At 74.8% G+C, this 14,394-nt stretch carries 13 protein-coding genes; 6 read left to right on the top strand and 7 right to left on the bottom strand.

Translation table 11 applies throughout. From position 1 onward, the window contains the following. The first annotated feature begins 127 nt into the window (after positions 1–127). The 3 genes from ACZ6KO_RS06415 to ACZ6KO_RS06405 all read left to right on the top strand — a co-directional run bounded on the left by ACZ6KO_RS06415 (position 128) and on the right by ACZ6KO_RS06405 (position 2,472). A complete protein-coding gene (locus ACZ6KO_RS06415; protein ID WP_469300713.1) occupies positions 128–328 on the top strand; it encodes a DUF5988 family protein in 201 nt (66 codons plus the stop codon). Between the two features lie 55 nt (positions 329–383). Continuing rightward, complete coding sequence (locus ACZ6KO_RS06410) at positions 384–1,691, top strand: serine hydrolase domain-containing protein (RefSeq protein WP_469300711.1); 1,308 nt, start codon at positions 384–386, stop codon at positions 1,689–1,691. A 148-nt stretch (positions 1,692–1,839) separates the two neighbouring features. Continuing rightward, positions 1,840–2,472 (top strand): class I SAM-dependent methyltransferase, encoded by a 633-nt coding sequence (locus ACZ6KO_RS06405; RefSeq protein ID WP_469300709.1) that lies wholly within the window; start codon positions 1,840–1,842, stop codon positions 2,470–2,472. A gap of 49 nt (positions 2,473–2,521) precedes the next feature. Here ACZ6KO_RS06405 and ACZ6KO_RS06400 read toward each other — a convergent pair whose 3' ends face one another. Genes ACZ6KO_RS06400 through ACZ6KO_RS06380 form a run of 5 tightly spaced genes read right to left on the bottom strand, consistent with a single transcriptional unit; the run spans position 2,522 to position 7,779 of the window. Then, positions 2,522–3,427, bottom strand: coding sequence for an STM4011 family radical SAM protein (locus tag ACZ6KO_RS06400; protein WP_469300707.1), 906 nt, complete (start codon positions 3,425–3,427; stop codon positions 2,522–2,524). A 12-nt stretch (positions 3,428–3,439) separates the two neighbouring features. Beyond that, complete coding sequence (locus ACZ6KO_RS06395; protein ID WP_469300705.1) at positions 3,440–4,837, bottom strand: STM4012 family radical SAM protein; 1,398 nt, start codon at positions 4,835–4,837, stop codon at positions 3,440–3,442. After that, positions 4,834–5,658: an STM4013/SEN3800 family hydrolase gene (locus tag ACZ6KO_RS06390; protein ID WP_469301579.1), complete on the bottom strand. Its 825-nt coding sequence runs from the start codon at positions 5,656–5,658 to the stop codon at positions 4,834–4,836. The genes ACZ6KO_RS06395 and ACZ6KO_RS06390 overlap by 4 nt, the downstream gene beginning before the upstream one ends. Positions 5,659–5,689: 31 nt before the next feature. Continuing rightward, positions 5,690–6,838, bottom strand: a complete 1,149-nt coding sequence (locus ACZ6KO_RS06385; RefSeq protein WP_469300702.1) for an STM4014 family protein — start codon at positions 6,836–6,838, stop codon at positions 5,690–5,692. Beyond that, entirely contained in the window at positions 6,835–7,779 is a 945-nt protein-coding gene (locus ACZ6KO_RS06380; RefSeq protein ID WP_469300700.1) for an STM4015 family protein, read from the bottom strand. The genes ACZ6KO_RS06385 and ACZ6KO_RS06380 overlap by 4 nt, the downstream gene beginning before the upstream one ends. A 175-nt stretch (positions 7,780–7,954) precedes the next feature. Between ACZ6KO_RS06380 and ACZ6KO_RS06375 the strand changes: the two genes are divergently transcribed. Then, positions 7,955–8,281: a hypothetical protein gene (locus ACZ6KO_RS06375; protein WP_469300697.1), complete on the top strand. Its 327-nt coding sequence runs from the start codon at positions 7,955–7,957 to the stop codon at positions 8,279–8,281. Positions 8,282–8,489: 208 nt separating this feature from the next. Further along, the gene (locus ACZ6KO_RS06370) at positions 8,490–9,494 is read left to right on the top strand and encodes a DUF6745 domain-containing protein (protein WP_469300695.1); all 1,005 of its coding nucleotides are present in this window, start codon (positions 8,490–8,492) and stop codon (positions 9,492–9,494) included. A 56-nt stretch (positions 9,495–9,550) separates the two neighbouring features. Here the strand turns inward: ACZ6KO_RS06370 and ACZ6KO_RS06365 are convergent, their stop codons facing one another. Continuing rightward, on the bottom strand, positions 9,551–10,624 hold the full coding sequence (locus ACZ6KO_RS06365) for a cation diffusion facilitator family transporter (RefSeq protein ID WP_469300692.1): 1,074 nt from the start codon (positions 10,622–10,624) through the stop codon (positions 9,551–9,553). 134 nt (positions 10,625–10,758) lie between these two features. On the opposite strand from ACZ6KO_RS06365, the gene ACZ6KO_RS06360 reads away from it, so the two are divergent. After that, positions 10,759–12,045 (top strand): MFS transporter, encoded by a 1,287-nt coding sequence (locus ACZ6KO_RS06360; RefSeq protein WP_469300689.1) that lies wholly within the window; start codon positions 10,759–10,761, stop codon positions 12,043–12,045. A 16-nt stretch (positions 12,046–12,061) separates the two neighbouring features. On the opposite strand, the gene ACZ6KO_RS06355 is transcribed toward ACZ6KO_RS06360, so the two are convergent. After that, positions 12,062–14,032: a glycoside hydrolase family 15 protein gene (locus ACZ6KO_RS06355; RefSeq protein ID WP_469300687.1), complete on the bottom strand. Its 1,971-nt coding sequence runs from the start codon at positions 14,030–14,032 to the stop codon at positions 12,062–12,064. Positions 14,033–14,394 lie beyond the last annotated feature (362 nt).

Below are 14,394 nucleotides of genomic sequence, written 5' to 3'. Positions count from 1 at the left end.
GCCCCCTTCTGCCCTGTGGCGGGCGCGGTGCTCCCTCAATTCTGCACGTCATCCAGGCGGGGGACATCACGGCGGGTCCTCGTCCCGCCGGCGTGCGCGGGGCCGGGCGGCTGGTGAGACTGGGACCATGGCGAACAAGGCGGTACTCGAGGGCGGACCGGTGGATCTGCCGGAGCGGGTCGTCGCGGCGCCCGCACCGGGCGAGGACCTCAAGATCGCGCACCGGGGCGGGTACGAGCACTTCAGGGCCACGTCGCGGTTCCACGAGGGCCCGCAGGGACGGCTGCCGGTGTTCGAGTGGTGGGAGCGCACGGAGATCGCCGAGTGACCTGACGTGACCGTCCGCCTCGTGTCCCTGGAGGCGGACGCTTCGTTGGGCGGGTATGCCCCTTGATCGACGCCTGACGCTCGGTGCCGCCCTGCTCGCCGCGACGGCGGCCCTGGCACCGGCCACCACCGCCCACGCGGCCGCCCCGTTCACCGGAGCGGTGACCTCGCCGGCCGCCGCCGCTGCCACCGCCCCGCCCCCGCTGCGCGCCGCGCCGGCGGAGCGCCCGGACGCGCCCGACCTCGACGCCCTGGCCCGGGCGCTGACCAGCACCACCGCCGCCGGGGCGCCCGGGGCCATGGCCCGGGTCACCGGGCCCGGCGGCGCCCGGACCCGGACGGTGGGGGTCCGGGACCGGGCCACGGACGCGCCGATGGACACCAGCGCCCGGTTCCGGGTCGGCAGCGTGACCAAGACGTTCTCCGCGGTCGTCCTGCTGCAACTGGTGGACGAGGGCCGGCTGGCCCTGGACACCTCGGTCAACCACTACCTGCCCGGCCTGCTGCCCGACGACCGGATCACGGTCCGGCACCTGCTGAGCCACCGCAGCGGGCTCGCGGACTACACCGACGCGATGTTCGCCCGTACCGTCCCCGGCTTCGAGGCCGTGCGCCACCGCGTGTTCGGCTACCAGGAGCTCGTCGCCCTCTCGCTGCGCGAGCCGCGCACCACCGAGCCGGGTGCGGCGTACAAGTACTCCAACACCAATTTCGTCGTCGCCGGCATGCTCATCGAGAAGGCGACCGGGCAGGGGGTGGGCCGGGCGTACGAGCGCCGCATCTTCCGGCCGCTGGGCCTGCGCCGCACCTCCTACGTGCACCCGGCCACCGACGTCCGGGGGCTGCACGTGCGCGGCTACCTCCACCCCGACGAGGCGGGCTCGCCGCTGGTGGACTCCACCGAGCAGACCGTGTCCTGGGCGCAGTCCGCGGGGGCGGTGATCTCCGATCCGGCCGATCTCAACACGTTCGTGTCGGCGCTGCTGCGCGGCCGGCTGCTGCCGGCGCACCTGCTGGACGCGATGCTCACCACGACGCCGACGGACGCCACGAACACCCGCTTCTACGGACTGGGCCTGCGCCGGTACGTGCTGTCCTGCGGCACCTCGGTGTACGGGCACACCGGCACGGTGCAGGGCTTCTACACGTACGCCTTCGCCACCCGCGACGGCCGCCGCAGCCTGGCGGCCATGGCGAACACCTCCAACCGCGGCGAGGCCAACACGGCGCTGGGCGGGACGCTGGAGGCGGCCTTCTGCGGCAAGCGGTCCACGGTCGCCCCGGGCGCCACCGGACGCGGCACCGCGCGCGGCTTCGGCGTGGCCCCGGCCGAGGTGGACCTGCCGGAGCGGCACGCCCGCTGAGCGGTGGGTCGGGAACCGCGAGATCGCGTCAACATCGTTGGGCGACAAGGGCCCTGGAGGCCGCGACGGCAGTATTGTGATCGTCTGAACCTACTGAGTCCTGTGACTCGCGTCGGCTTGCGTTCTTCATGTTAGGAAACGGTCAAAGTTGTCTGATTCCTCTACGCCCTCGGATGCCTCCACCGCCCCCAGCACGGCCGGCTCCGACTACACCCGGCGGCTGGCACGGCTGGAGACATCGGGCATCAAGCGCCTGCTGCCCACGCAGGCGCCGTACCGCTGGAACCTGCGGCGGCTGAAGCTGGGCCGGGTGCTCGACATCGGCTGCGGGCTCGGCCGCAATCTCCTCAACTGCGAGCCCGGCAGCGTGGGCGTCGATCACAACCCGCACTCGGTGGAGACCTGCCGCGAGCGCGGGCTGATCGCCTACACCCCCGAAGGGCTGGCCGCCGCGCCCGACTGCGGTCCGGGCTCGTTCGACAGCCTGCTGTGCGCGCACGTCCTGGAGCACGTGGACGAGGAGACCGCCCACTCGCTGCTGCTCCAGTACCTGCCGCTGGTCAAGCCGGGCGGGTCGGTCGTGATGATCACCCCGCAGGAGGTCGGCTACCGGTCGGACGCGACCCACATCCGCTGGGTCGGCTTCGAGGAGCTGCGCGCGCACGCCGAGAAGGCGGGCATCAGCTTCCGCCGCAGCTTCTCCTTCCCGTTCCCGCGTCCGGCGGGCAAGGTCTTCCCGTACAACGAGTTCGTCCTCGTCGGCACGGCGCCCACCGCCTGACCCGGCCGCCCCGCCGGGGAAGCCGTGACGGCCTCCCCGGCGGGTCCGGTCACCGGGCGGGTGCCGCCGGCCGCAGGCCCGGTACCGGTAGCGGCACCGGACCCGTTACGGGCCCCGCGGGGATGCGTTCCAGGACACCGCCCGCGAAGACGTCGTACAGCGGCAGCGTCTCGAGGTGGACGTATCCGATGTGGCAGTCGCAGACCTTCAGCGGGCAGGCGCGCGGCCCGAGCGCCGCCCGGAAGCTGCCGTCGTAGAGGTTGCCGAGTTCCTCGCGGACGAAGTGGCACCGCCGTACGGTCCCGTCCCCGTCCACCGAGATCACCGAAGCGCCCGTCCGGCAGGGCAGCCCCGCCGAACGGTGCGGATGCCTGCTGTACGGGAAGAGCGGATCGAGCGCTTCCCACAGGGCCGCCTCCTCGTCCGTGTACGTGTACCCCTCGGCGGCGTTGATCCACAGGTACACCTCGGACGGCAGGGCCCGCCGCAGCCGCCGGGCCTGCGCCAGGTGCTCGGGCAGACCCACCACGCCCACGCTGAACCGCACCCCCCGCTCTGCGAGCTGCCGGCACCTGCCGAGGAAGCGCTCGTACAGCGTCTGACCGGGGTGGTAGGTGCACCACAGCGCGAGGGTGTCCAGGTCGGCCTCGGCCGTCCACTCGGTGCGGCCGCCGAGGTTGGTCTGGATGACGGTCCGTGCCACGTGCGGCAGGTGCGACAGCTCGATCAGCGCCCGCCGGTACCAGGACCGCACCAGCCCCTCGCCCCACGGCGTGAACAGCACCGACAGCCGGTCGCCGGCCCCGGGCCCGGCCACCCAGTCGGTGAACCGGGCCAGAGCCGCCCGGTCGGCGGTGAGCTGCGCCCGGCTGTCGCGGCGCTTGGCGAACGGGCAGTAGGGGCAGTCGTAGTCGCAGGAAGCCAGCGGCCCCCGGTACAGGAGGGTCAGGTCCATACCGGCCGCCGCCTACGTGCGCGCGTACGCGGCCATCGCGGCCCGTACCCCGTCGGAGAACAGCGTCGGGCCGACGGCGTCGGAGTGCGCGAGGCCCTCGGCCGACAGCCGCAGCCGTGCCGGGTCCGTCCGGTCCAGCCAGCCGCGCGCCTCGAAGGCCGCGAGCTCCGCCGGGAAGTGGTCCTGCGGTCCGCCGCCGAACCGGGCCCGGTAGCCGGCCAGCTCCATGCCCTCGGCCTGGAGCAGCGACTGGAGCAGGTGGCGGCGCCGGTCCTCGTCGCCGGTCACCGGCCGCCCGTGCTGGGCGTGGGCGAACGCCGCCGCGTCGGCGGCCACGTAGTCGTCGATGATGGCGCGGATCCGCTGCATCCCCACGGCGTAGTCGAAGGAGTAGTGCAGGCGTGCGGTGTACGAGCGGGCGCCGCAGCCCAGGCCGACCATGCCGTCCGTCTGGCAGGCGTGGTCGTCGGCGCCGCCGGCGGGCGCCCCGGTCCGGCGGAACATCCGCATCGACACCTGCTCGTAGCCGTGCGCCAGCAGATGGTCCCGGCCGTGGCGGTACAGGCGCAGCCGCTGCTCGTCCCAGGCCGGGTCCGGGTCCTGCTGCGCGGAGCCACGGCCGAGGCCGGTCAGCGGCCGGACGTAGAGGGGGTAGAGGTAGAGCTCCTCGGGCCGCCAGGCGAGCGCGGCGTCGAGCGAGCGCCGCCAGCTGAGCTCCGTCTGGCCGTCGATGCCGTAGATCAGGTCGATGTTGAGGACGGGGATGGCGGCGTCGCGGATCCGGCCCAGGGCCGCCTCGACCTCGGCCCGCTTCTGCGGGCGTACCGCCGACCGCGCCTCGGTGTCGTCGAAGCTCTGCACGCCCAGGCTCAGCCGGGTGGTGCCGCGGGCGGCCAGGACTTCCAGCCGGTCGGCGGTGGCGGTGGCCGGGGAGGCCTCCACGGACAGCGGTACGGCGCGCAGGTCCGCGCCCATGCGCCGCTCGGCGATGTCGCACAGCCGGTCCAGCTCGGCCGCGGTCAGGAAGGTCGGCGTGCCGCCGCCGAACGCGGCCGCGGCGAAGCGGATCGGGCCGGAACCTTCCCCTCCGGCCTCAAGCGCGGCGCGGACGGCCGTGGCCTGGCGGTCGAGGGCGTCGAGGTAGGCGGTGGTGAGCCCGTCGGGTGCGCCGACGCGGGTGAACAGGTTGCAGAAGCCGCAGCGCACCTCGCAGAACGGGATGTGCAGGTAGAGGGAGAGGGCCCCCTTGGGTTCGTCCGCCCACAGGCCGGCGAGCGCGGGGCGCTCCGGGAGCGGCCGGTAGGCCGTCTTGTGCGGGTAGGCGTAGACGTAGCTCTCGTACGGAGTGCTGGGGATGGCGGGAACGGCGGGGATGGCGGGGATGGCGGGCGCGGTGGGCTCGGTGGTCATCGGGGTGCCGCCTCCGGACGGCCGGGCTCCAGGAAGAAGTGGGCGTACGGCACGGTCCACACGGCCTCGTGGCCGAGCCGGTGGCCGGTGTAGCCGTCGTCGCCGTAGGCGGTGCCGTGGTCGGAGCAGACGATCGCGAAGCAGCGCCGGCGCCGGCTCATCGCCGCGAACAGCCTGCCGATGTGGCGGTCGACGTACTCCAGGGCCGCCGCGTGCGAGTGCCAGGTGTCGCCGGCGTCGGGGGTGGCGCCGTCGAGGTGGAACCAGTTGGGCTGGTGCAGCGCCGCGACGTTGAGGAAGAGGAACAGGCGGCGCTCGGACGGCTGCTCGGCGACGACCCGCTCGGCGCGCGCGACCTGCGCCTCGAAGGAGGTCGGGGAGGCCACCCCGAACTCCGGCTCCCAGTGGCTCTCCTGGAACATGCCGGGCAGTACCGATCCCAGGGGCGGCTGCCGGTTGAAGAAGCCGACCCCGCCGATGCAGACCGTGCGGTAGCCGGCCTCGGCGAGGGCGGACACCAGGTCGGGCGCGTCGTAGACCCAGGTCCGGCCCGCGGTGGTCTCGCTGCCGGCGAACCGGGCCGCGAACAGCCGCGGGTGCGGGCCGGGGGCGGCCGGGGTGGGCAGGAAGCCGGCGAACATCGCCTGGTGGGAGGCGTAGGTGAAGTTGCCGGGTGCGTGCCGCCGCTCCCAGCGGCCGCCGGGCAGGTGGGCGGCGAGGTGCGGGATGCGGCCCTGGGCCGCCAGGTGCTCGGCCACGTCGTACCGGAGGGTGTCGAGGGTGACCAGGAGCAGGTCGTCGCTGCCGACGACCTCGTTCATGTCGGGGAGGCCGGAGGGGCCGTGGTCGGGCTCAGGCGGTGTCGCGTGCACGGTGGTTCCTGTGGTGCTCGGGGTGCTCGGGTGGTGCGGGGTGGAGGGTGGCGACCTGGGCGGCGTACGTGTCGAGTCCGGCGGCCGGGCCGTCGGGCAGGCCGGTCAGGCCCGGCAGCAGGTCCCCGAAGGCGTTGACCTCGCCGACGGCGAACTTCCGCCAGTGGGCGGAGGGCAGCAGGTCGACCCCGACGCAGCGGGTGCGCGGGAAGACCGCGGCGGCGCGCTCGCACACGGCGAGGACGTCGGCCCACCGGCCGCCCGCCGCGTGCACGGCGTCGACGGCGTCGCCCAGTTCGCCGCGGCGTCCGCCGAGGTGGAGGTTGGTCAGCGGGCCCCGCCCCGCGCGGACGACGGCGTGGGTGGCGCGGCCGGCGACCACGACGACCCGCAGGTCGACGGAGCGGCCGTACAGCGTGGGTTTGGGCAGCCACCGCTCGATGTGCAGCCCGTCGGGCGCGAGCGCGTCGACGATCGCGGCGATCTCGCTCTCGTCCTCGTAGCGGCGCACGGCCAGGGAGTTGTGCAGGTGGCCGCCCGCGGCGCGCTCGACCGAGGTGGTGGCACGGACGCGGCCGCCGGCCGAGGTCTCCACCGCCAGCACCCCGGAGGCCGAGGAGCCGTGTGCCGGTTTGACGAAGGCCCGCCGCAGCCCCGGCCGGGCGAGCAGGGCCCGTACGTCGTCCCAGCCGCGCACCGGCGGCGCGTGCGGACCGGACGTCGGGGAGGGCGGGACCGGTACGCCGGCCCGCTCCAGTGCCGCGTGGCAGCGCCGTTTGTCGAACAGCACGGCGATGTCCTCGGGCCGGGTCAGCAGGGTGGCGCCGGCCGCGCGGGCGGCGGCCGCCACGGCCTCGACCGCCGTGGTGAACCGCTCGTACCAGAGGGCGGACCCTTCCACCCGGGTGGTGTCGCGCACGCCGCGCAGCAGCCGCTCCACCGCGGCGTCCTCGCCCGGGGAGTCGATCCGTACGGTCTCGCCGGGGTGGAAGGCGAGCTGTCCGCGCAGGACGTCGCGCCAGGCCAGGACGCGGGCGGGGGCCAGTCCGGCCGCCCGGACGGCGGCCTGGAACAGGGCGACGCGGCGGCCTTCGGGGTTGCCGACGACCACGAGGCCGGACGGGCTCACTCGGCCACCGCGGTGTAGCGCCCGGCCCGGCCGTCCCGCGCCTGGTTGCGCTGCTGGAGGTCGACGGTCACGCCGGAGGGCTCCAGGGCCGCCTGGACGCGCTGCTCGACCTCCGGGCTGATGAAGTGGTGGTGCAGGTCCAGCTTCTCCAGGTGGGTCAGCGGCTGTCCGGCGAGCAGGGCGAGCGCGCCCTCGTCACCGAGGGTGCCCATGGACAGGTCGAGGGTGCGCAGCCGGGCCACGACCGGAGCGCCGGCCAGGGCGGTGGCGATGTCGTCGGTGATGTCGCTGTTGCGCAGGCCGAGATGGCGCAGCGCGGGCAGCCGGCCGCCGGTCAGGAAGGGCTCCAGGTCGGCGACCTCGGTGTCCGCGCCGTACCAGGAGGTGCCCAGCCACAGCTCCAGCCGGCGCAGCGCGGGCAGGTCGCTCGCCGCGATGCCGCGGACCACGGCGGCCGGCAGGCCGCCGGTCTCCACGCGCAGGATCCGCAGCCGCTCGTGGGTGACGGCGGGGAACTCCAGCCCCTGCGCGCCGCGCACCCCCAGCTCCTCCAGTGCGGGGAAGGCCGCCAGCAGCGGGGTGACGTCGCACTGCTGGATCCAGGAGATCTCGGCCTCTTCGTACGTCATGTCGCCGAGGAACAGGGAGCGCAGGGCCGGCAGCCGGTCCCGGGCGCCCACCAGGGTGGCGACGACCTCCTTGCTGTCCCCGTCGTAGGCCTCGTCCCAGCCGCCGACGACGAGGGTGGTGACCCGGGTGGTGTCGACGGCTTCGGCGAACCGGCCGAAGGCCTGCTGCCAGGTCTCCTCGCTGTCGTACACCTCGACGGCGATCCGCCAGGCGACGGAGTCGGGTTCGGGCAGCCGCACGTCCGCGCCGGGGGCGGGGAAGTCGAGGACGGGCAGGCCGCCGAACTCCTTCAGGTGTTCCCCAATGGTCATGCGCGTGGCTCCTGACGGTGGCGTGGAAGGGTCGACCGGGTGTGCGAGAAGTTGTACCAAGCGCCGCTGACATCCCCGACCGCGGGTCGCCCCGCTGTCCAACCCGTTGTCAGACCCCACCCGTAGCGTCGTTCCCGTGGCCGGTGCGCGCGGTGCCGGCGGGGAGGGGAGTGCCGTGTACCGGCAGGGAGATGTACTGATCGTGCCCGTGGCCGAGGGGGCCGTGCCGGGTCATGCCGCGGACGTGCCCGGTGAGGGGCGCGATGCCCGGGGCCGGCTGGTGCTGGCGCTGGGCGAGGTGACGGGGCACGCGCACGCCGTGGCGGAGCCCGGGCGCCTGGTCCGCGAGGGCGGGCCGTTCGGGCCGATGCTGCTGCACCTGCCACGGGGCGGGCGCGTGGTGCACGAGGAGCACGCGGCGATACCCCTGCCGCCGGGCTGGTTCCGGGTGGTGCGGCAGCGGGAGTACGTGCCGGGCTCCGTCCGCGTCGTCGCCGACTAGTGCCGTGGCCGGAAAGTTTTGCCGGGTCGCGGTTTCCGGTGCGGTGCATCGCAAGGCGGAGGGCCGCGGCTCGTACTGGACGTACTTGCGCGGTCCGACAACGCGGCGAGGTGCCGTGCCGGGGGCCGTGACACGGTGAACCTTTCCGGTCACGGCACTAGAGCCCGTCGAGCCGTAGCGGAACCGAGAGTCGAGGAACGGAGCGGAGATGGAACAGCTCGCGAAGTGGCGGGCGGTGGCCACGGCCACCGGGCCCGCCGACCGTGCGGCGGCGGAGGACGGCGTCCGCCGCGCCTACCGGGCGGCGGGCCTGGCGCAGCCGCGGCGGATCGTCTGGGCGGCCTCGCCGCGCGCGGCGGTCGAGGCCGTACGGGCCGACGCGGGGCGCGGCCGGTCGGTGCGCGAGGAGATACGCACCCGGCCGTGGGAGCGCGCCCGGCGGGCGGCGCACGACCTGCTCGGCCCGAAGGGGTACGGGGCGCTGTGGGCGTCGACGGGGGCTCCCCTGTGGGAGGGCACGGCCGCCCTGGCCGACCGGATCCGTACGGGCGTCGCCGAGGCGCTGGCCGACGGCTCGGCGGCGCGGGAGCGCGAGGTGCGGCTGCTGCTGCTCGACGCGGTCCTCGGCCAGCACGACGCGCCGTGGCTCGCGGCCTTCGCCGACCGCGCCGCCGAGCTGGCGCCGCTGGCGGACGTGGCACGGCACGCCGGCTGGTGGTGGCCGTACGAGCGGACGGTGGTGGTCTGCGAGCGCCCGGCCGAGCTGCACCGGGACGAGGCGGGCCGGCTCGACCGCGGCGACGGCCCCGCCCTGGTCTTCCCCGACGGGTTCGCGCTGTACGCGTGGCGCGGCATGCCGGTCCCGGCCGCGTTCCTGGCGCGGCTGAGCGGCCTCACCCCGCAGGACATCCGGACGGAGGAGAACGCGGAGCTGCGGCGCGTGATGCTGGAGTACTACGGCTACGAGCGCTATCTCGCCGAGTCCGGCGCGGTGCCCGTCCACCGGGACGGGACGGGCGTGCTGTGGCGGATCGAGCTGGACGGCGACGAGCCGGTGGTGATGGTCGAGGTGGTCAACTCCACGGCCGAACCGGACGGCAGTTTCCGTACGTACTGGCTGCGGGTGCCGCCCACCACGCTCACCGCCCGCGAGGGGGTCGCCTGGACCTTCGGTCTGAGCGCCGAGGCGTACGACCCGGTGCGCCAGACCTGAGGGCGTGACCGGGGCACCCGGGCCGGCCGCGGGGCGTCGTCGGGCGGGGTGGTTCGTCAGACGGTGTGGTGGGCCAGTGGGGCGTGCGGGTCGCCGCCGTACGGCAGGTGGTCGGTGTGGACGGTCGCGGCGGCGAGCCGGGGCACGGCGTGGATGAGGGCGTGCTCGGCGGCGACGGCGACCCGGTGGGCCTGGACGACGGTCAGCTGTGCGCCGACGACGATGTCCGCCTCGGCGCGCAGCGCTTGGCCGATCCACCGCATCCGTACGGCGCCGACGCCGAGGACGCCGTCGACTCCGGACAGGGCGGTCTCGGCGGCGTCGACGAGCCGGGGGTCGACGGAGTCCATGAGACGGCGGCAGACCTCGCGGGCGGCGTCCTTGAGGACGACGAGGACGGCGGCGGTGATCAGCAGGCCGACGACCGGGTCGGCCAGGGGCAGGCCGAGCGTGGTGCCGCCGGCGCCGAGCAGGACGGCGAGGGAGGTGAACCCGTCGGTGCGGGCGTGCAGCCCGTCGGCGACGAGGGCGGCCGAGCCGATCCGGCGGCCGGTGCGGATGCGGTAGCGGGCCACCCATTCGTTCCCGGCGAACCCGGCGGCCGCGGCGACGGCGACCGCCCACAGGTGGGTGACCCCGCGCGGGTCGAGCAGCCGGTCGACGGCCTGGACGGCGGCGAACACGGCCGAGGCGGCGATGACCGCGACGATCACGATGCCGGCCAGGTCCTCGGCCCGGCCGTAGCCGTAGGTGTAGCGGCGGGTGGCCGCCCGCCGGCCCAGCACGAAGGCGATGCCGAGCGGTACGGCGGTCAGCGCGTCGCCGGCGTTGTGCACGGTGTCGCCCAGCAGGGCGACGGAGCCGGACAGCGCGTAGACCAGCGCCTGCACCACGGCGGTCAGGCCGAGGACCGCCAGGGAGAGCCACAGGGTGCGCATGCCCTCGCGGGAGCCCTGCGCCGCGGCGTCGAGCGTGGCCCGCGCGTCATGGCGGTGCGGGGTGAACAGGTGTGCGAGCCGATGCCACGGGCCGCCCGCCCGGCGGCCGGGCCCGTGGTCGTGCGCATGGCCGTGGCCGTGGCCGTGATCGTGCTGGTGGGGGTGGTCGGCTCGGTGCGGCTGGTCGTTCACGGCGGTGCACCTCTCGTGCTCGGCGCGGTTCGACGGGGCGCCCCGACTCCATGGAACCATCGTGGCGGCGCCGGCGACCGGCGGCCAGAAATTGCGTTGCCGCGGTTCACGCCGGTCGCCGACGATGAACCGCTGTGAGTACCACCCGCCTCTCCTCGATCCTGCCCGACCTCTCCCCCTGGCATTCCAGCCGCGACTTCCGGCTGCTGTTCTTCCAGGGAACGGTCACGTACTTCGGGTCGTTCATGGCGATGATCGCGCTGCCGCTGCAGATCAAGCACCTGACGGACTCACCGCTGGCGGTCGGCGCGATGGGTGCGGTGGAACTGGTGCCGCTGGTGGTCTTCGGGCTGTACGGCGGCGCCCTGGCCGATGCCATCGACCGGCGGCGGCTGATCCTGCTCACCGAGGCCGGACTCGGCGTGCTCGCCCTGGTCCTGCTCGTCAACGCCCTGCTGCCGGACCCGCTGCTGTGGCCGCTGTACGTGGTGGCGGCCGGGGTGTCGGGGCTCGCCGGGCTGCAGCGCCCGGCCCTGGACTCGCTGATGGCGCGCATCGTGCCGCACGACCAGCTGACGGCCGCGGCCGCGCTCAACGCTCTGCGCTACCAGATCGGCGCGATCGCCGGCCCGGCCCTGGCCGGCCTGGTCGTCGCGTACGCCGGCTATCCCGCGGCCTACTCGGTCACGGTCGCCGGGTTCCTCGCCTCGGTGCTGATGTGCGTGCGGCTCAGTCCCGCGCCGCCCTCCCACGACGCCGAACGCCCCTCGCTGCGCGGGATCGTCGAGGGCGCGCGCTACGCCTGGAGCCGTCCGGTCCTGCTGGGGACGTACGCGGTCGACCTGGCCGCGATGTTCTTCGCCTTCCCGAACACCATCTTCCCGTTCCTCGCCGACGAACTCGACGACGAGTGGGCCCTGGGCCTGATGTACTCGGCGGGCGCTGTGGGCTCGCTGGTGCTGGGGCTGACCAGCGGCTGGGCCTCGCGGGTGCGTCGGCACGGCCTGCTGGTGCTGTGCGGCGCGGCGGGCTGGGGCCTGGCGGTCGCCGCCGCGGGCTGGTTCACGGACATCTGGATCGTCCTGCTGTGCCTGGCGGCGGCGGGCGCGGGTGACATGCTCAGCGGACTGGGCCGCTCCACGATCTGGAACCAGACCATCCCCGAGGAACTGCGGGGCCGGCTGGCCGGCATCGAGGTGCTGTCGTACAGCGTCGGCCCGCAGCTGGGCCAGGTGCGCGCCGGGACCATGGCCGGCTGGACGGGTACCCGGCCGGCGTTCTGGAGCGGCGGCCTGGCGTGCGTGGGCTCGGTGGCCCTGCTGGCCGCGCTGCTGCCCAAGCTGATCACCTACGACGCGCACACCGACGAGGACGCGCTGCGCCGCCGGGCGGCGAAGGAGGCGGCCGGGACCCCCGGGTAGGACCGGCGTCTCCCCCTCACCTCCCCGCGGGCGTTCCCCCGGGCTCGACGGGACGGACCGGGAGCTCGCGCAGGGGTGGAGTGGGCAGTGGTGCGCCCTCCAGCCCCAGGACGGAGATGAGCAGGAGCGAGTCGGTCCAGCCGAGCGGGGCGACCGCCGACGGCCGGCCCGCGCCGTTGACGGTCTCGGGGATCTCGCCGAGCGTGTTCCGCTTGGACAGGACCCAGTCCAGCACCCCCGCCGCCCGTTCCGGCCGGCCGAGTCCGGCCCAGGCGACGGCGAAGAAGGAGGTGCTGGCCGTCCACGCGTACGTCCCCCACGGCTGGCCGGGGTCGTTGCCGGGGCTCAGGCCCCCGTTGGGGAGCAGCAGGGCCCGGTAGGTGGAGTCCAGCGCGGCGGGCAGGTCGGCGGGCGCGGTGTTGAAGGGCGGCGCCATGAAGGCCGCGGCGGTGTCGCGGCCGTGCTTGCCGTCGATGGTGCGCTGGTAGCCCAGGGGCGCGAAGTGACGGGCGATGCCGGCGGAGAGCCGGTGGGCCGCGAGGGTCCAGCGGTCGGCGTCGTCGGTGTTCCCGAGACGGGCGGCGAGGTCGGCGGCTGCGTTGAGGCCGGCGAGCAGCGGGGCGGCCGTACCGATGTTGGTGGTGCTCGTCGCCAGTTCCCAGTAGTCGGGGGACGCCGGTGGCAGGCCGTTGTCCCCGAGCGATCCGGCGGCGTGGTCGGCGGCCTTGCGGACCATCGGGTAGAGCGCGCGCAGCCTGACCTCGCGCCGGTCGGCGGGCGCCTTCCGGTACCACTGCCAGGTGGCCCACGGAACCCATCCGTTGCCGTCGAGCTGCCAGGGGCGGGAGTCGGGCGGGCCGGAGCCGTCGAGCTTGGTGCGGGCTTCCCAGGTGCCGTCCGCGCGCTGGGTGGCGGCGTCGTACTGCAGGATCCGGAAGGCCTCCGTGTCATGGCCCGTGTGGGCGAAGGCGGCCGCGGCGAACGCTCCGTCGCGCGGCCAGGAGTACTGCCAGAACGGGGACCAGGCGGCGGCGAACGCGCCGTTGGGCCGCAGCAGCGCGCGCATCGAGAGCAGGGCGCGCCCGGTGGCGTCCCGCCGTGCGGCGGTGGTGCCGGGGACCTGGCCGGAGAGCAGCCACTGCCGGCTCTCGGCGATCTGCTCGAGCGCGCCCGGGTCGTTCTCCGGGACCACCACGGAGGCGGTGGCGGCGTCCGGAAGGTAGCGCCACCTGCCGGAGGGCAGGCGCAGGACGTTGCTGCGGGGCACGTAGGAGGCGCCGACCGCGAAGGAGGGCAGGACGGCCTCGGTCACGCTTCCGTTGAAGAGCAGGCCGGAGGTACGGGCGGCCAGCATCGAGGCCGGTACGTAGCACTCCTCGACCTCGCCGCAGCGCTCGCCGCCGGCCGGGTCGACGTAGAAGGCGAGCCGGTAGGGGGAGCGCCGCCAGCCGCCGGTGGCCGCCCTGTCGTAGTTCCAGCTGGTCAGCGACTGCGGAACGGCCCGGCGGGTGCCGTACCAGGCGATGGCCTTGCTCTCGGCCGTCGTGGCCTGGACGAAGAGGTGGTACGTGGCACCGGGCGTGGTGGTGGCGCGGAGCGGGAATTCGAGCCAGCCGGCGCCGGCGCCGCCGAGGGCCGCGATGTCCAGGGTGCTGGTGGCGATGGCCGAGGCCGCGCTGTCCCGGCGGGTCCGGACCTGGAGGGTGATCTTTCCGGTGGCCGCCGCGCTGTTCAGGTAGACGCTGGCGCGCGAGAGTGCGGAGCCCTCGGCGGTGAATTCCTGTGCGGCCGCGTTGTTCGCCGACTTGATGCTGAACAGCGCGGCGTCGTGCCGGGACTGGCCGTCGTAGCCGGCCCGGGCGCCCTCGGCACCCGCGGCGCCGTCGACACCCGCGGCGCTCCCGGTGCTCGGGGCGCTCGCGGCGGCGGGGACCGTGAGGAGGGTGGTCGCGAGGACCATGGACAGCACGGCGGAGGCAGCGGGCATCGACGCCCCTTTCGCTGGTGTGACGTGTTGTCAACGACGACGGCAGCGGCGGGTTGCGCGGGGTGGGTGGGGGGTGTGGCGGCGGGGCCGGGCGGTCCGGCGCATCACCGAGGTCATCGCAAGATCAACATAGTGCCGCACCACCGCCCGGACGGATCCCGCGACGCGCGGGTGCGCGGCGGGCGCGGCGCCGTACCGCAGCCGATCCCGGACCCGATGCCGAGCCAGATGCCGAGCCAGATGCTGAGCCAAATGCCGAGCCCGCATCCGTACGCCTCCTGGCCGTCGGGACGGGGGAGGCCGGTGGGGCGTTGTCAGTGGGGGCCGCTACCTTCGAGAGCGGGTGACGGGACCGCTCCTGC

This window comes from Streptomyces sp. NPDC042102 (assembly GCF_055582305.1).
This window is presented reverse-complemented; position numbering and strand designations above follow the sequence as displayed.

Excerpts from the sequence above, each read along its gene's own strand:
- ACZ6KO_RS06415 (WP_469300713.1), top strand. The coding sequence starts at position 128 with ATGGCGAACAAGGCGGTACTCGAGGGCGGACCGGTGGATCTGCCGGAG.
- ACZ6KO_RS06410 (WP_469300711.1), top strand. The coding sequence starts at position 384 with ATGCCCCTTGATCGACGCCTGACGCTCGGTGCCGCCCTGCTCGCCGCG.
- ACZ6KO_RS06400 (WP_469300707.1), bottom strand. The coding sequence starts at position 3,427 with ATGGACCTGACCCTCCTGTACCGGGGGCCGCTGGCTTCCTGCGACTAC.
- ACZ6KO_RS06395 (WP_469300705.1), bottom strand. The coding sequence starts at position 4,837 with ATGACCACCGAGCCCACCGCGCCCGCCATCCCCGCCATCCCCGCCGTT.
- ACZ6KO_RS06390 (WP_469301579.1), bottom strand. The coding sequence starts at position 5,658 with ATGAACGAGGTCGTCGGCAGCGACGACCTGCTCCTGGTCACCCTCGAC.
- ACZ6KO_RS06380 (WP_469300700.1), bottom strand. The coding sequence starts at position 7,779 with ATGACCATTGGGGAACACCTGAAGGAGTTCGGCGGCCTGCCCGTCCTC.
- ACZ6KO_RS06370 (WP_469300695.1), top strand. The coding sequence starts at position 8,490 with ATGGAACAGCTCGCGAAGTGGCGGGCGGTGGCCACGGCCACCGGGCCC.
- ACZ6KO_RS06355 (WP_469300687.1), bottom strand. The coding sequence starts at position 14,032 with ATGCCCGCTGCCTCCGCCGTGCTGTCCATGGTCCTCGCGACCACCCTC.